This is a genomic window from Mucilaginibacter sp. P5_A6, assembly GCF_056400585.1.
The window spans coordinates 127,333-149,016 of sequence record NZ_JBFUKZ010000003.1 but is presented as its reverse complement, the minus strand read 5'-3'; the positions used below and the strand labels follow the sequence as shown (position 1 = coordinate 149,016).

19 protein-coding genes are annotated in these 21,684 nt (G+C 41.2%); 10 read left to right on the top strand and 9 right to left on the bottom strand.

Features of this window, described 5'->3' with window-relative positions:
• The first annotated feature begins 1 nt into the window (after position 1).
• Positions 2-1,183, top strand: coding sequence for an asparagine synthetase B (locus AC1DO4_RS04775; protein WP_477413463.1), 1,182 nt, complete (start codon positions 2-4; stop codon positions 1,181-1,183).
• A gap of 153 nt (positions 1,184-1,336) precedes the next feature.
• Here AC1DO4_RS04775 and AC1DO4_RS04770 read toward each other — a convergent pair whose 3' ends face one another.
• From AC1DO4_RS04770 to lpxK, 3 genes are read right to left on the bottom strand one after another with little or no spacing between them, the layout of a single operon-like run.
• Positions 1,337-3,433, bottom strand: a complete 2,097-nt coding sequence (locus AC1DO4_RS04770) for a putative porin (protein ID WP_477413461.1) — start codon at positions 3,431-3,433, stop codon at positions 1,337-1,339.
• A complete protein-coding gene (locus tag AC1DO4_RS04765; protein WP_477413459.1) occupies positions 3,433-4,248 on the bottom strand; it encodes a purine-nucleoside phosphorylase in 816 nt (271 codons plus the stop codon). The genes AC1DO4_RS04770 and AC1DO4_RS04765 overlap by 1 nt, the downstream gene beginning before the upstream one ends.
• A complete protein-coding gene (gene lpxK / locus AC1DO4_RS04760; protein WP_477413457.1) occupies positions 4,232-5,275 on the bottom strand; it encodes a tetraacyldisaccharide 4'-kinase in 1,044 nt (347 codons plus the stop codon). Before lpxK ends, AC1DO4_RS04765 begins: the two co-directional genes overlap by 17 nt.
• Before the next feature lie 206 nt (positions 5,276-5,481).
• Here lpxK and AC1DO4_RS04755 point away from each other — a divergent pair, with 206 nt between their 5' ends.
• Both AC1DO4_RS04755 and AC1DO4_RS04750 read left to right on the top strand, forming a co-directional pair.
• Positions 5,482-6,390 (top strand): serine hydrolase, encoded by a 909-nt coding sequence (locus AC1DO4_RS04755; RefSeq protein WP_477413455.1) that lies wholly within the window; start codon positions 5,482-5,484, stop codon positions 6,388-6,390.
• 92 nt (positions 6,391-6,482) lie between these two features.
• Positions 6,483-7,046, top strand: a complete 564-nt coding sequence (locus AC1DO4_RS04750) for a hypothetical protein (protein WP_477413453.1) — start codon at positions 6,483-6,485, stop codon at positions 7,044-7,046.
• Positions 7,047-7,276: 230 nt separating this feature from the next.
• Here AC1DO4_RS04750 and purN read toward each other — a convergent pair whose 3' ends face one another.
• Entirely contained in the window at positions 7,277-7,855 is a 579-nt protein-coding gene (gene purN, locus AC1DO4_RS04745; protein ID WP_477413451.1) for a phosphoribosylglycinamide formyltransferase, read from the bottom strand.
• Positions 7,856-7,968: 113 nt separating this feature from the next.
• Positions 7,969-8,490: a lipocalin family protein gene (locus AC1DO4_RS04740; RefSeq protein ID WP_477413449.1), complete on the bottom strand. Its 522-nt coding sequence runs from the start codon at positions 8,488-8,490 to the stop codon at positions 7,969-7,971.
• Between the two features lie 216 nt (positions 8,491-8,706).
• On the opposite strand from AC1DO4_RS04740, the gene yiaK reads away from it, so the two are divergent.
• Positions 8,707-9,696 (top strand): 3-dehydro-L-gulonate 2-dehydrogenase, encoded by a 990-nt coding sequence (gene yiaK, locus AC1DO4_RS04735; RefSeq protein WP_477413447.1) that lies wholly within the window; start codon positions 8,707-8,709, stop codon positions 9,694-9,696.
• Positions 9,697-9,767: 71 nt separating this feature from the next.
• Here yiaK and AC1DO4_RS04730 read toward each other — a convergent pair whose 3' ends face one another.
• The gene (locus AC1DO4_RS04730; RefSeq protein WP_477413445.1) at positions 9,768-10,493 is read right to left on the bottom strand and encodes an RluA family pseudouridine synthase; all 726 of its coding nucleotides are present in this window, start codon (positions 10,491-10,493) and stop codon (positions 9,768-9,770) included.
• Positions 10,494-10,581: 88 nt separating this feature from the next.
• On the bottom strand, positions 10,582-11,394 hold the full coding sequence (gene panB, locus AC1DO4_RS04725; RefSeq protein WP_477413443.1) for a 3-methyl-2-oxobutanoate hydroxymethyltransferase: 813 nt from the start codon (positions 11,392-11,394) through the stop codon (positions 10,582-10,584).
• Between the two features lie 270 nt (positions 11,395-11,664).
• Here panB and carA point away from each other — a divergent pair, with 270 nt between their 5' ends.
• A complete protein-coding gene (carA, locus tag AC1DO4_RS04720; protein ID WP_477400786.1) occupies positions 11,665-12,765 on the top strand; it encodes a glutamine-hydrolyzing carbamoyl-phosphate synthase small subunit in 1,101 nt (366 codons plus the stop codon).
• A 69-nt stretch (positions 12,766-12,834) separates the two neighbouring features.
• Here carA and AC1DO4_RS04715 read toward each other — a convergent pair whose 3' ends face one another.
• Positions 12,835-15,078 carry an ATP-binding protein gene (locus AC1DO4_RS04715; RefSeq protein WP_477413440.1) on the bottom strand — a complete coding sequence of 748 codons (2,244 nt, stop codon included), beginning with the start codon at positions 15,076-15,078 and terminating at the stop codon, positions 12,835-12,837.
• 142 nt (positions 15,079-15,220) lie between these two features.
• Here AC1DO4_RS04715 and AC1DO4_RS04710 point away from each other — a divergent pair, with 142 nt between their 5' ends.
• The 3 genes from AC1DO4_RS04710 (at position 15,221) to AC1DO4_RS04700 (ending at position 17,227) form a co-directional block, all read left to right on the top strand.
• Positions 15,221-15,715 carry a helix-hairpin-helix domain-containing protein gene (locus tag AC1DO4_RS04710; protein WP_477413438.1) on the top strand — a complete coding sequence of 165 codons (495 nt, stop codon included), beginning with the start codon at positions 15,221-15,223 and terminating at the stop codon, positions 15,713-15,715.
• Between the two features lie 186 nt (positions 15,716-15,901).
• Positions 15,902-16,828 carry a DUF6607 family protein gene (locus AC1DO4_RS04705; RefSeq protein ID WP_477413436.1) on the top strand — a complete coding sequence of 309 codons (927 nt, stop codon included), beginning with the start codon at positions 15,902-15,904 and terminating at the stop codon, positions 16,826-16,828.
• Between the two features lie 75 nt (positions 16,829-16,903).
• Entirely contained in the window at positions 16,904-17,227 is a 324-nt protein-coding gene (locus AC1DO4_RS04700) for a DUF6686 family protein (RefSeq protein ID WP_477413434.1), read from the top strand.
• 106 nt (positions 17,228-17,333) lie between these two features.
• On the opposite strand, the gene AC1DO4_RS04695 is transcribed toward AC1DO4_RS04700, so the two are convergent.
• Positions 17,334-18,938: a hypothetical protein gene (locus AC1DO4_RS04695; RefSeq protein WP_477413432.1), complete on the bottom strand. Its 1,605-nt coding sequence runs from the start codon at positions 18,936-18,938 to the stop codon at positions 17,334-17,336.
• Positions 18,939-19,614: 676 nt separating this feature from the next.
• Between AC1DO4_RS04695 and AC1DO4_RS04690 the strand changes: the two genes are divergently transcribed.
• Positions 19,615-20,379, top strand: coding sequence for an ABC transporter ATP-binding protein (locus AC1DO4_RS04690; protein WP_477413430.1), 765 nt, complete (start codon positions 19,615-19,617; stop codon positions 20,377-20,379).
• 101 nt (positions 20,380-20,480) lie between these two features.
• Positions 20,481-21,578: an ABC transporter permease gene (locus tag AC1DO4_RS04685; protein WP_477413428.1), complete on the top strand. Its 1,098-nt coding sequence runs from the start codon at positions 20,481-20,483 to the stop codon at positions 21,576-21,578.
• The last annotated feature ends 106 nt before the right edge of the window (positions 21,579-21,684 follow it).

Sequence of the window (21,684 nt, the reverse complement as noted above, 5' to 3'; positions counted from 1 at the left end):
TATGGATGATGAGCAAAAGGATCACTTGAAATCGTATGGTATCGCTTTTTTGGCCTTGAAGAATGGCGAGGAAGTTGATTGGTTGCTTAATTACCGCGGCGGCAGTTTTATGATGAAGTACAACCAAAAAATGGAGGAGGAATGTAAGATCCGTGGGGTAAGTTACCAGGTACTGGCCGATGCTAAGGTAAACGAGATAATTACCGAGGTAAGTGATCCATCGGTAAATATGGACCTGGTTAAGCTCGAGAAAGCCCCCAAAATGGCTGTTTATTCGCCAAAGAATAAGCTGCCCTGGGATGATGCCGTAACGCTGGTTTTAAAATATGCCGAGATCCCATACGATGTGGTTTATGATGAAGAAGTAATAAAGGGCGATCTGCCTAAATACGATTGGCTGCACCTGCACCATGAGGATTTTACAGGCCAATACAGTAAATTTTATGGAGCATTCAGATTTGCGCAATGGTATAATGACGATGTAAAAGGACAGGAAGCCCTTGCCCATAAGTTGGGCTTTAAAAAGGTATCGCAAATGAAACTGGCCGTAGCCAAAAACATCCGCAATTTTTGTGCGGGCGGAGGCTTTTTGTTTGCCATGTGCTCGGGCACCGATACGTTTGACATTGCGCTGGCATCAGCTAATACTGATATTTGTGAGCGCATGTTTGATGGCGATGCAGCCGACCCGGACGCGCAATCGAAACTGGATTTTAGCCAAACCTTCGCCTTTCAGAATTTTACGCTGGATATGAACCCCATGTCGCACCAGTTCAGTAATATCGATGTAACTACTACCCGGCAGGTTGATCGTCCGCGCGATTTTTTTACGCTGTTTGATTTTTCGGCCAAATGGGATGTAGTGCCAAGTATGCTCACGCAGGATCATGATAAGGTGATCAAAGGTTTTATGGGCCTTACCACAGCTTATAACAAAAGCATGCTAAAACCGGGTGTTACTATCATGGGCGAAATGAAAACAGCCAACGAGGCCCGCTACATTCATGGCGAATACGGCAAAGGCCAGTGGACTTTTTACGGCGGTCATGACCCCGAAGATTTTCAGCATGCTGTAGGCGACCCGCCAACAGATTTGAAACTGCACCCCAATTCTGCCGGTTACCGGTTGATATTAAACAATGTATTGTTCCCGGCTGCCAAGAAGAAGAAACAGAAAACGTAATCGGATACGGGTTCCGGGGTGCGGGGATCGGGTGTTTGGAACCTAATAGCAAACACTATAATTGTTTGAAGATAACTTCGAGTGCTTACGACCATCCCAACTTACACACCATTCGTAACCCGCTCCACGAACCTCGCAATCCACACCCCGAACCTATTGATAAAATGTCCAGCTTACGCCAAATTTCAACAGGTGGTCTTGTTGCGGGTATCGGTTAACGGTATAATAACCCTTGCTTTGAAAGCCCTGGTTGGCATAATCATACATCAGGAACAGGTTGGTACGCTGCAGTGTGGCTTTAAAATACACCGATGCAACCGGGTACGAGGAAAAAGTGATATCAGGTCCGTTATAAAACTGACCAATACCCACTGCATATGATGGCGCAACATATGGTGTATTGTAACGAACGCTTACCCCAAAATTCGACTTTAATACATTAAAAAATGTTTTGCTGAAATATAGGTTGCTGTAAGTATAAACCTCGGGGGTACGCAAGGTTGATTGGTAATCTGTTTTTTGATAAACCACGTAATTATCAAAATGCAGGCTGTGGTAGCTTAGGTTTTTGCCAATGCTAATTTTAAGCAGGTTAATATCATTGCTCAATTGAGCAGGGTGGGCGTCATTGCCGCCGGGCTGTGCTGTAAAATACAAGTAGTTGGCTATCAAAAAATATTCGGCTTTTATATCTAACTGTAACGGATTGTTCACGTAGTTAAATGATGCGCTGGTAGTTTTTTGATTGCTAAAACTGTTATGGAAAATGTAATGGTTCGAGATCCAGTTGGTATATATCAAAGGCGGCGTGCTGTTTTGGGAGTAAGCTTCTAAAATAATCTTACCGGCTTTTGCGCCCCCGGCAAGGGTAAGTTTTGCGCCATAATAATAATCGCCAAAATCGCGTCCCTGTGCTATTTGTCTCAGGTCGCCTTCCAAACCAATCCTATCGCTAAAACGGTAGCTTAGCTTTGCTTTAAGCGTGATATCCTGGAAGGTATTGTTTTGAACCCTTTCCTGGCGAATGTACTGGTAACCATATTGATTAAGAGTGGTATCGCTTACATATTGCCCATAGTGATAAAGGTCATGCACCAGGCCAAGATCAAGTTTAAGTTCATTCTTTACAAATTTTACCGATTTACTCCTGAGGTAAAAACTGTACGAAAATTCATTTTGAATATGTGTAACTACAAGCGAATCTCTTGACCGGTTACTGATGAAATAATAATCAGGGAATATATTATAGGTATCCGGCTGGTTGGTTTGCAGGTAATTATAACTGCTGTTTTGTACAAATAAGGTATGGGCGATGCGTTGCGTGGGTAATATCTTGGAATTATCTTTCCCTTTATTTAAGCTGTCTATCCGGCCTAAATAATAAAACTGCTTAATGTACAGGCTTTTATCATTCCATTTTTCATAGCTATTGGGTAAACGTACTGCTGCCGAGTTTTTAAAAAAAAGGTTGTTGCCGGTGCTTGTATAAACCGAATCATTGAGGATAGAGCCTGTTTCCGGGGATTTTAAATTATTGTATATGATGTTGGCCAACAGGTTATACCGCTTGCCTGGTGATTGGTACCACGTAAATAGCGCGGCGTTTACATCGCTCACATTTTGCTGCAAAATACCGCTGCTACTGTAAAATCCCCTTGAGCCGTTGAAATTAAGATTGAAGCCAACATTCCAGTTTGGTTTGATGTTTTGGGTATGGATTATTTTAAACACCTGCTCGGCCGAGCTGCCAAAACCGTTGAAAAGTGTAAGGTTGGAGTAGGCTACCCGCGCGTTATAATATTTTATATCCTGCGGCCTTAGAGCATACACATCAAGGGCGTGCAAACCGGCGTCAAAGCCAATAGTTTTACTGGGCTCAAACAGCAAATTCCTTTGCGATACCCCGGTATAACCCAGGCTGATACGCGGGTTACGCGGATCAAGCAGCGGGCTGTAATTTTCAAAATTATATATACCTGTATCCAGCGCGAAGGTTTGTGTGCTATCGCTCAGGAACCGTTCCATGGTAACCCGGATAAATTTGGAGCTAAAAACAATCGAATCTTTTTTATTATCTTCTTTTTTACGTAAACTATCCAGCAGTTCATCGTCGCTAACCTTTCGTGTTGCTTTGACTGTATCCCGCGTTGACAGCGGTTTTGCGCGATTTATCTGGCCATATTGTGCAAAAACCGTGTGCATGCAAAAGCACATCAGTAATAATAAAATATATTTTAGCTTTTTACGCATTAATTAGCTGCTATCAGATTTTTTAAGATCAGGGTCAGTTTGGGCTCGGCCTCTTCGGCTATTCTTATAATGTCTTCAACCGATACGGATTCCAGCACTTCTGTAAAACCCTCATCTGTTAATACGGATATGGCAAATACAGGTAGCCCCATATGGTTTGCAACAATAACTTCGGGCACCGTACTCATCCCAACCGCATCGCCGCCTATGATTCTTAAATAGGTGTACTCGGCCTTGGTTTCTAAATTAGGGCCGGTTACAGCAACATAAACTCCCTTATGGCAGGTTATATTGTTTGCCGCTGCAATACTCAAAGCTTTATCAATAAGCGTGCGCTGGTAGGGCTGACTCATATCCGGAAAACGCGGACCAAGCTCTTCATAATTGCGGCCTACAAGCGGGTTTTGCGGCTGCAGGTTGATATGATCGGCAATAACCATCAGGTCGCCTTTTTTAAAATCAGGGTTTAATGATCCGCTGGCGTTTGATACATACAGGGTTTTAATACCCAGGTATTTCATCACCCTAACCGGGAAGGTTATCTGCTGCATGTTATAACCTTCGTAATAATGTAAACGGCCCTGCATAGCCACAACCTTTACGCCGCCCAGTGTACCAAATATTAATTTACCCGAATGAAACTCCAGTGTCGAGATAGGGAAATCAGGTATGTTGGAGTACATCAGTTGTTTTTCAACAACTATTTCTTTAACCAGGCCACCCAGGCCTGTACCTAAAATAATACCCACCTCGGGTTCAAAATCGCCAATACGGTTTTTTATATACCGGGCGGTGCTTTCAATATTGTCTAACATATGTTGTTACTAAATTATCAAACTGCTGCCGGCTCTCATTTAAAAAACTAATTCCTATAGGTAGCACCAAAATAGGGAGCTTTTTTATAGCCGAAAGCAATTCCTGTTCCCCTAAACGCTGCGCATCCTTTTCTGTTGTTATAACTATCTTTTTTTGTGATGAGCAGGCAAAAAAATCATCGGCAAGTTTACTGATATTTTTTAAGCTAAACTGGTGATGATCGGGATATTTATGGTGATTGATGTGCGGAGTTAGCTTTTTTAAATGTGATAACAATGGCTCCGGATTGGCAATACCGGTAAGCAGGAACACAGTTGTATGCTCATCAATAGTATGGTAAACAGTTGAGGCCTCCATGTTACGCATGGGCAGGTAGCTTATTGATGTAAAAAATAAAGATTGGTATGGATAAGGTTTTATGCGTTTGCTGATCCGGCTTTGTTCTTCATCGGTTAACGTAGCCGGGCATTTACTGATGATGATGATATTCGCCCTTTCCAGGCCGCTAAAGGGTTCACGCATATTGCCGGCTGGTAATAACAAATGTGGTTCATATACCCGGCTGTAATCAAACAATAAAATACTAAAACCCGGTTTAAGTGCCCGGTGCTGATAGGCATCATCTAAAATAATGATGTTATGCTTATACTTAAGCTGTTCAATTCCTTCAACACGCTTTTCGCAAACAGCAACAGTGATATCCGGAAATTTACTTTTGAATTGAGCAGGTTCATCTCCAATTGCCGATGCGTTAGGAATAGCATCTGCAATCAAAAAACCCTGGGTTTTACGGCCATACCCCCTGCTAAGGGTTGCCAGTTTATACCTATCCTTAAACAGGCGTACCAGGTATTCTGTCATCGGGCTTTTACCTGCGCCACCCACATCAAGATTGCCTACAACAATAACCGGCAAATTAAACGCCCGGCTTTTGAAAACGCCTGCATCATAACACCAGTTACGAATGATAACCACAAGGCCATAAATGAGCGAGAAGGGGAATAGAAGCCAGCGCAGGTATTTCATATATTACTGCAAACCTTTCTCCAGCCTGTCATTGCGAGGCACGAAGCAATCCCCGATATGCAGATTGGATATACAATTCGGCTCTGTAAGTAAGGGATTGCTTCATACCTCGCAATAACGTCTTTATTCATTTGTATTTATAAAAAAACAAATCTAAATATTTAAAGCCCATTTTAATAACTTAGTAATTCAACATACCATTCCACATGAAATTCAAACTTCTCATTTTTTTCATATTCATTACCACCGCCACCTTTGCCCAAACAGATAAAAAACTTACCGGCCAATTGCAGGATGCAATAAAAGGCTTTCACGGGCAGGTTGGCATCTATGTTCAAAACCTTAACACCGGTAAAACGGTTGCCATAAATGCCGATACACTTTTCCCTACGGCCAGCATGATTAAGGTGAGCATTCAGTGTGGTTTGATGGATAAAATAGAAAAGGGCGAATTAAAATATAACCAGAAACTTACTTACCGCGATTCACTTTTATATGCCGGGGAAGACATTTTGGGATCCTTTAAGGATAAGGACACCATACAGCTAAGTAAGGTAGCTATGTTAATGATAACCATGAGCGATAATACTGCCAGCCTGTGGTTGCAAAAGCTGGTTGGCGGCGAATATATCAATAACTGGCTGCAGCAAAATGGTTTTAAAGTGATGCGTGTAAATTCAAGGGTAGCCGGTCGCGAGGCCATTCGCAAAGTTTATGGCTGGGGGGTAAGTACACCCTATGAAATGTGCCGCCTGTTTTCCATGATAAGGCAGGGCAGGGCAGTTAGTGGGGCAGCAAGCGAACGCATGTACCGCAACATGGGCCGGATTTATTGGGACGAGCACGCGTTGTCGCAGATTCCGCCATATGTACATACCATATCCAAACAAGGCGCGGTTGACGAATCCAGATCGGAAACGGTATTGGTGAACGCCCCGCATGGCGACTATGTATTCTCTATTATAACCAATCATAATACCGATCAAAGCTGGGGCCCTGGTAATGAAGCTGGTTTACTTATAAAAAAGGTGTCGGCACTACTGTGGCATTACTATGAACCTGGCAGCGACTGGAAACCTGCCGATGGCGTTGATAAGTATATGTTAAACGAATAAACTGCATTTTAATTTTTAAGGAAAGAAGGAGCAAGGATTTTAAAATAGGATAAGTTTTAATAAATTAGAGTGATTTATTAAAACCTATCATCATGATTCACACAGTATTAACACAATCTAAAGCATCGTTGGTTCAAAAGGTGTATTTGATAATAAGCCTTGCTGTTTTAACACTGGTTTGTCAATCAGCCCAGGCCCAGGTAATTACCAAACACGGCGATAACGTAAGTACCCTTGATGGCATCATGAAGGCCTATTACGATGTGGTAACGGTGGAAAAAGGTGGAAAGATTAGCTATGAGCGCGATAGCCTGCTGCACATAGCCGATGCCCGTGTAGGTTCGGGCTATATTGATAAGCAGGGGAAACAAAGGTTCGCTTACATGACCTTGAAGGATTATCACCGCCGGTCGGATGCTTCGTTATCACGTGATGGTTTTGATGAAAGAGAAATATCCCGCAAAGTTGAAAAATTCGGCAGTATATATCATGTTTTTAGCACTTACGAATCGCGCAATACTAAAAACGGACCTGTGATTGAGCGCGGAATCAACAGTATCGAACTATTTAATGATGGCACCCGTTTCTGGATCCTGGCCTGGTTTTTTGATGGAGAACGGAAAGATAACCCCATACCGAAGGAGTATTTAAATTAGTATCAAGTAGTTAGTATCAAGTATTAAGACTTGATTGGGGGAAGACTTCTGAACAAAGATCAATTTAATTACGCCATAGCCTGGACTTAGCCTTTTCTGTTGCGGTTTGGTTGCGGTTTGTAAAATATGACAATTCGCAATTTGTTGATTGTTAGATAGATGTAATTTTTTACCGTTTCGCCTGTTGCGAACGCAACAGCAAAAAAATCCTGTCAATCCTGAAAATCGTGTTAGCTCTTCATCTTCTTCAATAATGCCTCAACCACCTTGGGGAAATGTAAGTGTTCCAGTTGCTGGCCTTTGAATTTTATCATCTCCAGATTATCGCCCGGCTCTATTTTGAATTTTGATTGATGAATAATTTCGCCTTCATCAAACTGCTCGTTCACAAAATGGATGGTAATGCCGCTTTCTTCTTCTTTTGCATCCATGATGGCTTTATGCACATGATCGCCATACATGCCTTTACCTCCATATTTGGGCAGCAGGGCAGGGTGCAGGTTGATGATTTTATTGGGGAATGCCTTGAGTAAGGACTCAGGGATCAGCCATAAAAAGCCAGCCAGTACAATGAGGTCAACCTGCAGGTTTTTTAGCAGCCGGATCACGTCATCGGTTTCAAAAAATTCATGGCGGGTAAATATGTGCGATGGCACTTCAAAATTGTCGGCACGCTGTAATACGTAGGCCTGCGGGTTGTTGGTGAGTATCAGAACAACTTCGGCTTCGGGATTACGTTTAAAATGCTCCATTAACTTTTGAGCGTTTGATCCTGAACCTGAAGCAAAAATAGCAATTCGTTTCTTCATTAAAGTTTGTGCTTTTTCAAAAGGTTATGAAGGTACCGGTAGTATTTTTACGTTCCCGGTAATTAAGTAATGAGCTGGTCAATCTATTGTCCAAATATAAATTTTTACGCATTTTAATTAGTATTTGTTGTTGCATTTTGCCTTACAAATCCATATCGTACTATCTGCCGCCTTTTGGTCGGCGAATAATTAGGCTCTACATCGCCGGTTTGCAATACCATCGAGTAATTGCCAAGATTGTATATTTGTGTGTTTTTAAACGGTGTAACTTTACCGGTACCGCCACCTGCAATTGTATCGGTGCAAACCATATCCGAATTAAAATATAATTTGTTTTCGGTAAGCGTCCATGTGCCGGTTGAGGTTTGATCAAGACAATCAAAATTGGTGTATGAGCAGGTGTTGTCTGTTTTAAAGGTAAAAAACTGTGTTTTGTCACAGTCGGTATTTAAAGTATCCGGATCGCCTGTCTGCGCATTGCCCACATAATTGTAAACCTGTATAGAAGCCAGTTGCCAAACACCGGTAGTTAGTAGATGGGGGATATTGCTGCTATTTTCCTTTTTACATGAATTGCTGAGCAGGTTAATCGTAACTAAACCAAGTATAAAAAGTAATGGGAGCTTGTTTTTCATTGAACGTCGTCGCAAAAATAAAAATTCCTGCTTATTAGTTGGCCATCAGGATTCATTTATAACTGTTTTAATAAAAAAATATTACATACCCCCACATGCTGCCAGGGCAAGGTACAAATTTGATTTTGTAAATGAAGATTACGGACGTAAGATCAGGGCGAATTGCAATGGCATTAATACGAAAGGATTTTTATTTTTGATTTTTAATTTAAAAATATGCGTATCCCTTTCCACCAACTCAAAGCCGAATTTAATCGTGTTTTGCTAAGCCTGAATTTTACGGAAGACAAGGCTGAACAATGTGCTGCCATTTTTGCGGGTAATAGTCGGGATGGCGTATATACGCATGGACTTAACCGGTTCCCGGTTTTTGTAGGACATGTAAAGGATGGTTTGGTAAAGCCGGATCTGGAACCAACAAAAGAGGGCGGTTTTGGTGCGATAGAACAATGGAACGGTAATTACGGACCAGGAATATTAAACGCTGTTTTTTGTATGAACAGGGCAATTACCCTGACAAATGAGAATGGAATAAGCTGCGTAGCCATAAAAAACACTAACCACTGGATGCGCGGCGGTACCTACGGCTGGCAGGCTGCCGAAGCGGGTTGTATCGGGATCTGCTTCACCAATACCATTGCCAACCTGCCGCCATGGGGTGGCCTTGACCCGCGTTTGGGGAATAATCCACTCGTTATTGCTGTGCCGCGTAAAGGGGGGCATGTGGTGTTGGATATGGCTATATCCCAATATGCTGTAGGCAAATTACAGCAGTACAAATCAAATAATGAAACGCTGCCTCTGCCAGGTGGTTATGATAGCGAAGGTAACTTGAGTACAGATGCAACTGCCATACTTAAATCAGAAAGGCTATTGCCGGTTGGTTTCTGGAAAGGATCGGGCCTTTCTTTGGTTCTCGATCTTTTGGCTACAATTTTAAGTGGGGGCAATTCTACAGCTAAAATCACCAAAAGCGGCGCAGAATCGGGCGTATCGCAGGTTTTTATCTGCATAAAACCTAACGGAGATGAACAAACCGCGGCACTCAGTGAAGAGATTATTGCTTATACTAAAACAAGCACCCCCGAGCACGAAGGCGGATTAATATCCTATCCGGGAGAAAATACCATTAAAACCCGTGCAAAAAGTTTAAGTGAAGGTGTTTTGGTGGATGAGCGGATTTGGGAAGTAGTGAAAGGGTTGTAAGAGTATTTCAGTTTTTTGCACGATAACCTGAAAGTTCCTAATGAAGTATTGATACAGGCCTATTAACCGGATTACCCAATCATCATCCCCTCAAACTTCTCCCAAAAACCATCGTGCGGAACCGGGGCAACAATTTCAACCGGTTCATTTTTAACAGGGTGTATAAAGGTTAACCTACGTGCATGCAGGCAGATACTTTTGCGCAGGCTGCCACGCGGATAACCGTATTTATTATCGCCAACAATAGGGGTGCCTAAAGTTGAAAGCTGCACCCTTATTTGGTGAGGCCTGCCGGTAATGGGGTCAACCTCAATTAAGTAATAGCCATTAAGTTCGCCAACCAATTTGTAGCTAAGTTCGGCCCGCTGGCTGCCCAGCACTTCTTTATCGTGAGCTTTGGTGACGTTTTTCTGCGGATTTTTAACCAGCCAATGTATTAAAGTACCAGCTTCAGGATATGGTTTTTTGCGTACAACGGCATAGTATGTTTTGTGCATTTCGCGGCCTTTGAACATTTTATTGATGCGCTCCAAAGCTTTGCTGGTTTTTGCGAAAAGTATAACACCGCTTACGGGCCTGTCAAGCCGGTGTACTACACCTAAGAAAGCGCCATTGGGTTTATTGTATTTTTTTGCGATGTATTTTTTTACCTTATCGTCCAGCGATTCGTCACCGGTATCATCCACCTGCACAATATCCCCGGCACGCTTATTTATGGCGATAAGATGGTTATCCTCATAAAGGATATCCGCATCGGTAATATCGTAATTTGTATAATTAAACTCTGGACGCGCCATTTTTATATTTCGAATTTGAGATTTTCGATTTCGGATTCGCCTTTAATTTCAAATTATTTGCATATCCGTACATCTGAAATCTGCTCTTTTAATACTGCTCCTTATCATTCGGAAAGCTCTTCGATTTTACATCCCTGATGTAATTTTTAAAGGCTCCGTTCATTTGTTCGTATAAATTGGTATACTGGCGTAAAAAACGAGGTTTAAAGTTGTTATTAATACCCAGCATATCATGTATCACTAAAACCTGTCCATCGCACTGCCCGGCACCGATACCTATAATGGGAATCTGTACGCTTTCACTTACTTCCTGGGCAAGTTTGGCCGGTATTTTCTCCAGTACAATAGCAAAGCAGCCTAACTCCTGTAACTTTAAAGCATCTTCTCTCAGCTTTTGAGCCTCCACTTCTTCTTTTGCACGTACAGTATATGTGCCAAATTTATAAATAGATTGAGGCGTTAAACCCAAATGCCCCATAACGGGTATACCTGCAGTAAGTATGCGGCTAACGGATTCTGCAATTTCTACGCCACCCTCCATTTTAACCCCATGCGCTCCCGATTCTTTCATGATACGGATAGAGGAATTTAGCGCTTCTTTTGAGTTACCCTGGTAAGAGCCAAAGGGCAGATCGACTACCACCAACGCACGTTTTGCAGCGCGCACCACCGAAGAGGCATGGTATATCATCTGATCAAGCGTTATGGGCAGCGTAGTTTCATGCCCGGCCATTACATTGGAAGCCGAATCGCMTACCAAAATAATATCCATACCCGCATCATCTACAATAGCCGCCATGGAGTAATCATAGGCGGTAAGCATGGCAATTTTTTCGCCACGATTTTTCATCTCCTGCAGTATATGCGTGGTGATCCTTTTAACTTCTTTGTTTACAGACATAGATATAATTGTATTAAAGAAAGCACAAAGGTAGAATTATTAATTTCGGATTTCGGAATTGGTATTTCGGATTTATTTAATTTCGATTTGCAATTTATATAGGTACACTCAAAAAAATAAAAAATCCGAAATCCTGTATCTCAAATCCGAAATAAATTTCTACTTTTGCACCGTGAATCCGGAAGTTCCTTACTTCAATATTTCTATCAGTTTTCACGGGGCTTTGAACCAGGCGATCCGATTTAATAATCCATTCAATTTTTTTGCTAAATGACTTACTTCACCAAATTACCGGCTGTACTTTTATTAGCCGACGGAACCGTTTTTTACGGTAAAGCCGCCGGAAAGATTGGTACTACAACCGGCGAGATCTGTTTTAATACAGGCATGACCGGCTACCAGGAAATTTTTACCGACCCATCATATTTTGGGCAAATAATGGTTGCTACCAATGCTCACATTGGTAATTATGGCATTGCCGATAACGAAGTTGAATCCGGCAATATCCAGATCTCTGGTTTGGTTTGTAAAAATTATAACATTGCTTACAGCCGTAAACAGGCCAATGAATCTATCCAGGATTATTTCCAGGCGCAAAATATAGTAGGTATTTCTGATGTTGACACCCGCCAGATTGTTCGTCACATCCGCGATAAGGGCGCGATGAACGCTATCATTTCTTCAGAAATTTTGGATATTGAAGAACTAAAAGCCAAACTGGCCGAAGTGCCTTCAATGGATGGTCTTGAGCTTTCATCACAGGTATCGACTACAGAAACTTATACCTTTGGTGATGAGAAGGCGGCTTACCGTGTTGCCGTGCTTGACCTGGGCGTTAAAAAGAATATCCTGCGCAATTTTGACGATCGTGATGTATACGCCAAGGTTTTCCCTGCAAAAACTTCGTTCGAAGAAATGGAAAAAGATTTTGCTCCAAGTGGCTATTTTATATCAAACGGCCCTGGCGATCCATCGGCTATGCCTTACGCTATTGCTACGGTAAAGGAAATTTTAGCTGCCGATAAACCAATGTTTGGTATTTGTTTAGGTCACCAGTTGCTGGCTTTAGCCAATGATATTCCAACCAAAAAAATGTTTAATGGTCACCGTGGTTTAAACCACCCGGTAAAAAATATCATCATTAACCATTGCGAGGTGACCTCACAAAATCATGGTTTTGGTGTAGTCCCCGAGGCTGTACGCGCATCTGATAAGGTAGAGATAACTCACGTAAACCTTAACGATCAATCAATAGAAGGTATCCGTGTAAAAGATAAAAAAGCATTTTCGGTACAATACCACCCCGAATCATCACCTGGTCCGCACGATTCAAGATACTTGTTTGATGATTTTATCAACCTGATGAAATAAACTGCAGATATGCAGATGATTTGAAAAGCCTTTTGAGTTTTAAACTTGAAAGGCTTTTTGCTACGTTATCTAAACTACCACTGGGTTACCAACCGCCGCCACAGGCACCGTAAACATAAATTCTGTACCAACGCCTGGCTCACTGGCAACCCATATTTTACCGTTACAACGTTCGACCAAATCCTTACAAAATAGCATACCCATACCGGTACCCGATTCATTTTTGGTACCGGTTTTACTGTTCACCTTACCTTTAAAAAGTTTTTCGCGCTGCTCAACAGGCATGCCTACCCCGGTATCCTTTACTTTTACAGTGAGTTTTTGATCATCTTCCTGCCAGGCAGAGATCTCGATGATATCATTTTCGCGCGAGAACTTTAAGGCATTGGTGATTAGGTTACGGATAACTATGCGGATGGAATTGGGATCGGCCCAGGCCGATAGGGCATTAGGAATACTATCGACCAGGGTAATGCCTTTTAATAAGGCCTGCTCATGATAGCTATCAATTTCAAAGCTAACCAGCTCCTTTATAGAAAAGTTTTTTACAGAAGCATCAAAGTTTTCCATCTGGCTATTGATCCAAAACAGGAGGGTATCCAAAAAGTCGGATGTATACTCCAGCTTTTTCAATACACCAGGTATCATCTCCAATAATTCGTGGTGACTAATGCTATCATCCTGCAGTAAATCAAACAGGCCACGTAAAGTGCTCAGAGGAGCGCGCAGGTCATGCGCTAAAATAGAAATGAGGCGGTCCTTTAAATGGTTAAGGTCATTTAATTTCTCGGCCTGGTCATCAATATTGGTTTTTTGTTGCAATATTTCATGGTTCCTGTCTTCAAGCAGGGCATTTATCTTTTGCTGTTTGCGTTTTTGACGGTAATAAATGCCAACGGTAACTATCATTGCCAGGATAATAATTAAGAATATAGCATTTATAAGGCGCTGACTTTTAATTTTCTGTTGATATATCAGGTCGCGTTCATGTTGCTGTTGGGCTAATTGGCGTTTTTTTTCGGCAAATCCAAGTTCGTAATTGTATGAAGTGAGCTTTTGGATGCTTTCGTTATCGTTAATTTGAGTTTTAAGGGCAATGTATTCATTTAAAAGGCGGTTGGCATCTTCAAACTTACCTAAGCCGGCCATTGCCTTATTTAACTGTAATGCTGCGTTTGATCGTACTGATATATTACCCAATTTAATCGCAAATTGTTCGCCTTGAATAGCATATTTATAGGCGTTTTTGTAATCTTTTATCAAATTATATACAGTTGCATAGCCATTTGATGCATAAGCCTGGTTGTATACAATTTTAAAACTGGTTGCTATTTGCAGCGAAGTATCAAGATATGCTATTGCCAGCTTCATTTGGTTTTTGTGTGCATAGCATAAGCCAAGATCGGTATAAACAGAACTCAGTCCGTCTTTGTCATCTTGTTGTTTAGCAATTATTATCGATTTGAATAAATAACCTATAGCTTCATCATATTTAGCTTGTGCAAGCAATACTTCGCCAATGTTTTCATCTATTGTACCTATAGCCTGCTTGTTATTGGTGGTTTCAAATACCTGTACAGCTTTTTTAAAATATTCAAGCGCATTTGGATACACTTCCATGTTTTGTAGCACCACGCCAATATTATTATAAATCTCTGCAGAGGTGGTAACGTATTTGTTTTTCAAGGCGATAAAAAGCCCTTTGTAGTAAAAGTCAAGTGCATTGGAAAGCTGCCCCCTGCTGAAATAGGTTATACCAATATTTTTATAGCAATCGGTTAACGTGGCTTCATCATTATTACGCAGGCATATTAAACGTGCCATGTCCAAATAGTATAATGCCAATTTGTATTCGGCGAGCAAATTGTACATGCGCCCGTATGAAATATAACATCTGCTGAGCCCCTTGTTATCATTAAGGCTTTTAAACAGCGCAATGGCTTCATCGAAGTTTTGTTTGGCCTGTACCGATTTGCCTTTAAAATAATTTACATGACCAGTTTCCAGTAATCCGTTAGCGATACCCGCGCGATACTTAATTTTTCGGGATAGTTCAATGCCCTTTTGCCCATAATAGTAAGCGCTATCCGGATTGGATTTAAAATAGTTTGCTGCCAGCTTGTTCAGCGTGTTTATGGTAGAGGTGTCTGGTTTTTTTTGATGGAGTGCTGCTATCGACAGTAGATTTTTAATACTGTCAACTTCGGGATGCGATGCTGCTAACCCTTGCAGATGCATGAACAACAAAAAGATCATCGACAAAAGTTTCGATGTTTGAGAGTTACCGGTAACGATTTGTTTTGTAAATTTCAAGCTCAATTAAATAGTTAAAGTGCTTTATACGAAAGTAATGGCTATATTGTTTTATTTAACAATTTGTTCATAATCTATAGAAATGGGTTTGAACCCGATCTCTGTAAGATTTCGCTTTTTGCGTAAGTTAGCTATTTAACACATGAAAAAGAATATCAATCTGGGGCTAACCAGCCTGGAAAAGGCATTATTAAAAAAACAAAAGATAAGAATAAATCAATTGCCCGAATATGCGCCTGATGAAATTGCATCTATATTAAAAGCTCTGCCCCAAAGAGCGAAAGAGATAGGCGCGCTGATTGAATTTCAAAGTATCCCGTCATTGGGCATAAATTTTGCCACCGAGCTGATAGAGCAAGGTTATTATTCGTTAAAGCAATTAGAAGATAAAGATCCTGTAGAACTTTTTAATGCTTTTGAAAAACATTGCGGCGCCTGGGCCGATCCATGTGTGGAGGATTCATATCGCTTATTAGTCCACTATATAAAGCATAAGGACGAGAGTAAACGCTGGTGGCATTTTACAGCCGAGCGAAAAGCTTACCGTGAAAAATACGGTTTCCCGGCTGATAGACCAAACAAACCCTGGTACCATTTGCCACAGCACCTTAAAATGGAACAACGCCACGAAGCCTAAACGCTGATAATTGCGGTATGGATTTTTACCGCCCCTTTTGGAGAAAAAAATTCTGCAACCTTTTTATGCATAACATTCCGCATAAGATTAAAGGTGCTTTTTTTATTATTATTTTTATTTGGATTTATTCTAAATAAGGTTTTACTTTGCTTTTGTTCTTCATATCAGGTCAAATAAACAATCTCCATGAAAAAAATTCTTTACCTCGCCACACTGCTCTGTATGTTTCAAACCACGTTAATAAGTGCGCAAACCAGTTTTGAGCAGGATCGTAAGGCGATATTGGCTTTGGGTGGTTTTTATAAAGTTACTTTTGATTATGCAGAAACGTTTTCGCCGGATACTGCTTATAAAAACCATCAGCAATACCATGCTTACGGTTATGAATGGGCAGTTGTAGAACAGGAATCGCCTAAAAAAATAGTGATACAACATATCCTGGTAACCGGTGATACTTCGGTAATGAAACACTGGCGTGAGGATTGGGTATATGAAGAGCCAAGCCTGCTTAGGTTTGATAAAAGCAGCGCCTGGAACAAAATAAAACTGAGCCCTGCCGAAACCAAAGGTCGCTGGGTTCAAAAAGTTTTCCAGGTAGATGATAGCCCGCGGTATGAAAGCATCGGCACCTGGGTACATGTGGATGGCCGTCATGAATGGCATAGCGAATGCGATTCTCCACTGCCTCGTCGTGAATTTACCAAACGCAGCGATTACAATGTATTGCGTCGTGGTAACCGCATTTATTTAACTGACAAGGGCTGGATGTTTGAGCAGGATAATCAAAAGATAATCCGTGGTGCCGATGGTGATAAACTGCTGGTCCGCGAAAAAGGTTATGAGGAGTTTGCCAAAGCCGATGAAGCCAAATTTGCTTTCGCCCAAAAATGGTGGAAAACTCAACAACCTTACTGGACAGCCGTTCGCACGGTATGGGATGAGGTTTATGCCGGACCGGGAACCCTTAAACTAAAAGGGAAAGTAGATGGCAAAATGCTGTTCGAAAGGTTATTTGAACTGGCTGGTCAATCGGTGAAAGAGAAATGGGATGCCGGGAAGAACAAAGCCGAAACCCGCAAAATAATTGCAGATTACGTTGAGAAATCAGTTTAAAATATAAAGTCCTGCTCTGCAATAAATGCTGTTTGGCTTTATTACCGGGCAGGCACCAATTTAAATTACATACCTATGTGCGACGCAAAAGTATTAAGCCAGGTTGGCGCATCGGTGATTAGCCGTTGCGCGGAGTGCCGTTGTGTTTTTATATGGAATAATAACCTTATCCTGAGCTTTTCGCCCGAACAGTTTGTACAATTCAGAGATTTTACACAGGAGCTTGATTTTGCAAACTATACATTCCCGTTTCCCGATGGGGAAGAGCGTATGGTAATGCGTACACCGGTAAACGATGTGCAATTTACCTTCAGCACCGATGAGTGGGATGATTTTCAGGCCGCTATGGATGAGGCCATTTATATGCAGGAAGTGTATGCATTAATGGAGGGGAAGTAGATAGATGTGCAAATGTGCAGATTACAGATGAACTGAAAACGTAATTACAGTTAAAAAGCGGTGAAGTTTAAATTCCACCACTTTTTTTAATTATTAAAACTTTACTTTATGGCTGTAGCCAAACAACTTTTACACCTTTTTTACTGCTTTCTTTTGATAATTCAAGGGTTACATATACGTTGTTTTTACCATCATAATCTGATATAGAGAATAAGCCCAGGTTATGGTCGTGTTTACCGGCCGGGTTACCAAAAACATAATCTCTTTTTGGTACAGTGCCGGCTCCCGTAAGCCCGTAGTAAAATCCATCTGAATCACTTACTCCTTGTATAGATACTAAACTTCCTTTTTCCTGCTTTTCATTATTACGCTCTGTATCGTTAAATAAGATGAAGCTTTTTGTATTTCCACTGAGGTACGCAAATGATTTAAACTGGTTGCCTTCGTTAAGTTCCTGCCCGGTACCTTCTCTTAAAGAATGATAAAAAGGCTCCAGGTATGATTTGCTTAAAATGTGGTTTTTACGGATAAGAAAGTCATTTGTAAATTCACCTGTTTTGCTGTAATTAACTATGGCCATATCTCCTAAAGTTGTAGAAGAGTTACCGGCAGAGGCTATAGTTATACCATAATTAGTACGGGTTGATGTTTCCATCTCTTCGTATACAACAGTAAAAGTACCATCCTGGTTTATAAAAATATTTTGAGGCAAACCTCTAAACCCCTTTTTTGAACTTGCATATTGATTTACCCTGTCTGAGGGTGAAATAATATTAAATCGGTTTATCTTTTTTTCGAATGGATTAATGAATGCCAAAACAGATGTGTAACCATCATCATTTTTCTTTTCTTTAACAACGGCAGATAATATTAGTGATTTTGTAACCGGACTATAACGGGTAATACCTACGTAAACCATAAGGTCTTTTGAAAAACCTAATTCAGTAAAATTAACAGAAGAAGATCCTTTATCAAGGTTAGCCAAAATAAGCTCACTCGCATCGCCACCGCTGTGTTTAGTGTTGTAACCATAGGCTAATACACAAACTTTATCGCTGCCAAGTACAGCCATATCTACATATTTAAGATATTTATATTTTTCATCAGGCGATGCATAGTAGGCCCTGCTTACTTCTTTATTGTTTGCACCATAAACTACTATTTCTATGCGTTTGCTTCTTTCACTTTCAAAACTGTTGAACATAACTACCGCATAATTATCGCTGTTTGGATCTTTCCGTACAAAAAAGTCGGGTATTGGAACACCGCCGAAGGCCACAGAATAGCCTTGAAACATATTTACTTTATTTAATTCGCCAATTTTTGTATCATCTTTTACGTTCCCGGTTTTACCGTCAACAACAATTCTGTATAAGGTGGGTACTCGCGAATCAAGCGAACTGATCATCAAAACCGCATCCCCGTTAATTTCAAATGCGCCTTTAATGTTACCGCCCCGGCTTATTTTACCGTAAGATGGGTTAATGTGTGTTACCGCTGTTTCATGATGGCCCGGGTTATACATGTGAATATCAATCCCGTCTTTAACGGTAATGTGAATAAACATGGTATTGCCATTCTTCATTTGTAAAATTTTGGCAAACCCTTCTTCAGGTTCTTTAAATACTGGTCCTTCGGCAATGAGTTTAAATTGGGCATTAGCAATGTTGAACGCTAAAATGGATAGAAATAGTAATAAGGTTTTTTTCATATTTTATATTAATAAGGGAGCTAAAGATATAAGTAATACTTATAATCGGGTTTGTCTGTAATAAACTTATTTGACTATATCGTATCAATGCTATAGTTATTCGGGATTGTTTAAGTAAATTAATTAATATTTAATATCTGCTCGCAATTTTTACCGATGCCACTCCATTTTTACCGCTTATTCATCGGTAATTTTCTGCCGTTTACCGGAACTTTGGTTGGCTTCGCCTAATAACTATAGCTAAAAATCCGTTCTGTTTGCACTTTTGAATCTACAAATCGCAACCATCATGAAAACTTTACTTGCTATACAAATCATCCACCTGATAATGAAGGCAGTTGAACATGCCGAATCTATCATTCACTCCATTGGTCACCTGGTAAAATAAGCCCCCCAGCCCCCTGAAGGGGGAGCTTTTGATTGTCAGGTCCTATATAAATCTACGTTACTACCATAATGCTATTTATAAATATTTATAAAAACATAACAGGGAGATAAAGTAAGCTGGAACTGGGGTAAATCGGAAGCCGAGAACAAAATTGTTAAAAAAGCGCGATGAACCCGTAACCAAAATCATAAAAAGCCTCAGTCAGGGGCCCCATCCCAAATGGGGACCTCTGACTGAGGCTTAAAAATAATTCATGGTTATTTCATTATTCTGATGCATTTTTACGCTATGGCAAAACAACCTATTATCACTGTTAAAAACCTGGTAAAAAATTACGGCGATTTTGCAGCCGTAAAAGGCATAAGTTTTGAAGTTTATGAAGGCGAGATCTTCGGCTTGCTTGGCCCCAACGGTGCGGGCAAAACCACTACACTCGAAGTAATAGAAACCCTCCGCGAAAAAACATCGGGCGAGATAACGGTTGATGGTTTTAATATCGAAACAGATAAGGACCGTATTAAACAACGCATCGGGGTACAATTGCAGGCGGCCGGTTATTATCCAAATCTTAACCTGTCGGAGCTGATTAACTTGTTTTCGGGTTTGTACGGTATCGACAAAAGCCCGATGGAGATGCTGGAGAAAGTAGCTTTAACCGACAAAGCCAAAGCAAAATACAAAGATCTTTCCGGCGGGCAAAAACAACGATTTTCTATTGCTACCACGCTTATTAATAACCCAAGGATCATTTTTTTAGATGAACCAACAACCGGCCTCGATCCGCAGGCCCGCCGCAACCTTTGGGATCTGATCCGCGAGATCCGGGACCAGGGAACTACCGTTGTAATTACCACCCATTATATGGATGAAGCCGAAGTATTATGTGATCGCGTCGCCTTTGTTGATGGTGGCCGTATCATCGGTATTGATACCCCCGATCATTTTATTGATCAGTTGGTGGCATCCGGTTTTGAACGTAAAAAACAGGTAAAACTGGCAAATCTGGAGGATGTATTCATTAACCTTACAGGTAAGGAGTGGAGAGAAGGGTAAGCCCCTCCTCTGACCACTGGTGGAGGCGTGAGTTTGCAGTTATAACTGCTAACGGATAACGCCGAACGAAAAGACCAATGAACGAATGAACCATTGAACGAATGAACCAAAAAAAATACAGCAATACAAAAGCAACCCTGGCCATTGCCAAAGCAAGTTTTCGATCGATACTACGCAGCCCTTCGGCGGTGGTGTTTACATTGGCTTTCCCTTTAATATTTATTATTGTTTTTGCCAATATCGGTGGCGGCGGCGTTACTGTTGATGTGGGTGTAGCTAAAACCTGTGATACTTTAAGCCCGGTTTACCAGGCGCTTAAAAATGTAAAGGTTGTGCATTTGATACAGGATCAAACAACCGGGGATATGGAAGGCAACCTTTCAAAGGGTGTTATTGATGCTGTGCTTGATATTCATAAAAACAATGCTCAACCTGCCTATACGGTCAATGTACAATATACCAAAGCATCTGTTGAAAAAGGCAATATCCTGCGGTCGGTACTCAGTAATATTTACTATAATATTAATAACAGTACGCTTGGCGGCAATCCCCCGGTAGCCGAGATTAAAGAAACCACGGTATCTGGCCGCGAATACAAATACATCGATTTTATTTTACCCGGACAGTTGGGTTTTTCTATCCTCAGCAGCGGCGTTTTTGGTACAGCATTCGTGTTTTTAAGCCTTCGTTTAACACTGGTTATCAAGCGTTTTTTTGCAACACCGGTTAAGCGCTCCAGTATAGTTTTGGGCGAGGCGCTGGCCCGTATCACCTTCTCGTTATTAGGTGCACTCTTTATTATTTTGGTAGGCCATTACCTGTTTGGCTTTACGCTGATACATGGCGTAATTACAGTGTTGAATATGCTGGTGCTCTCTACCATGGGGCTTATCATATTCATGGGCTTTGGTTTTATTATATCGGGCATAGCTAAAAACGAAAGCACGGTTCCGCCGCTTTCCAACATCATCACCATGCCGCAGTTTTTACTGTCGGGTACATTTTTTTCGGTAACCGCATTCCCCAAATGGCTGCAGGCGGTTAGTAACGTATTGCCATTAACCCATCTTAATAATGCCATGCGTAAAGTAGCCTTTGAAGGTGCCGGTTTAGGCGATGTAACCCATCAGCTTTTGATACTGTTAATTTGGTTTGTTGCCACCTATGCTGTTGCGGTGAAGACGTTTAAATGGGAATGAGGGGAGTATCAAGTAGTTAGTAACAAGTAGCAAGACATCTTTTATAGCCTCGATGCTCCGAAGAGGAAATACATATTCAGGCGTCATTGCGGTACGAAGCGATTAA

Excerpts from the sequence above, each read along its gene's own strand:
- AC1DO4_RS04775 (WP_477413463.1), top strand. The coding sequence starts at position 2 with ATGGATGATGAGCAAAAGGATCACTTGAAATCGTATGGTATCGCTTTT.
- AC1DO4_RS04690 (WP_477413430.1), top strand. The coding sequence starts at position 19,615 with ATGGCAAAACAACCTATTATCACTGTTAAAAACCTGGTAAAAAATTAC.
- carA (WP_477400786.1), top strand. The coding sequence starts at position 11,665 with ATGACTTACTTCACCAAATTACCGGCTGTACTTTTATTAGCCGACGGA.
- AC1DO4_RS04685 (WP_477413428.1), top strand. The coding sequence starts at position 20,481 with ATGAACCAAAAAAAATACAGCAATACAAAAGCAACCCTGGCCATTGCC.
- AC1DO4_RS04700 (WP_477413434.1), top strand. The coding sequence starts at position 16,904 with ATGTGCGACGCAAAAGTATTAAGCCAGGTTGGCGCATCGGTGATTAGC.
- lpxK (WP_477413457.1), bottom strand. The coding sequence starts at position 5,275 with ATGAAATACCTGCGCTGGCTTCTATTCCCCTTCTCGCTCATTTATGGC.
- purN (WP_477413451.1), bottom strand. The coding sequence starts at position 7,855 with ATGAAGAAACGAATTGCTATTTTTGCTTCAGGTTCAGGATCAAACGCT.
- AC1DO4_RS04730 (WP_477413445.1), bottom strand. The coding sequence starts at position 10,493 with ATGGCGCGTCCAGAGTTTAATTATACAAATTACGATATTACCGATGCG.
- yiaK (WP_477413447.1), top strand. The coding sequence starts at position 8,707 with ATGCGTATCCCTTTCCACCAACTCAAAGCCGAATTTAATCGTGTTTTG.
- AC1DO4_RS04740 (WP_477413449.1), bottom strand. The coding sequence starts at position 8,490 with ATGAAAAACAAGCTCCCATTACTTTTTATACTTGGTTTAGTTACGATT.
- AC1DO4_RS04705 (WP_477413436.1), top strand. The coding sequence starts at position 15,902 with ATGAAAAAAATTCTTTACCTCGCCACACTGCTCTGTATGTTTCAAACC.
- AC1DO4_RS04770 (WP_477413461.1), bottom strand. The coding sequence starts at position 3,433 with ATGCGTAAAAAGCTAAAATATATTTTATTATTACTGATGTGCTTTTGC.
- AC1DO4_RS04750 (WP_477413453.1), top strand. The coding sequence starts at position 6,483 with ATGATTCACACAGTATTAACACAATCTAAAGCATCGTTGGTTCAAAAG.
- AC1DO4_RS04710 (WP_477413438.1), top strand. The coding sequence starts at position 15,221 with ATGAAAAAGAATATCAATCTGGGGCTAACCAGCCTGGAAAAGGCATTA.
- AC1DO4_RS04755 (WP_477413455.1), top strand. The coding sequence starts at position 5,482 with ATGAAATTCAAACTTCTCATTTTTTTCATATTCATTACCACCGCCACC.
- AC1DO4_RS04765 (WP_477413459.1), bottom strand. The coding sequence starts at position 4,248 with ATGTTAGACAATATTGAAAGCACCGCCCGGTATATAAAAAACCGTATT.
- AC1DO4_RS04695 (WP_477413432.1), bottom strand. The coding sequence starts at position 18,938 with ATGAAAAAAACCTTATTACTATTTCTATCCATTTTAGCGTTCAACATT.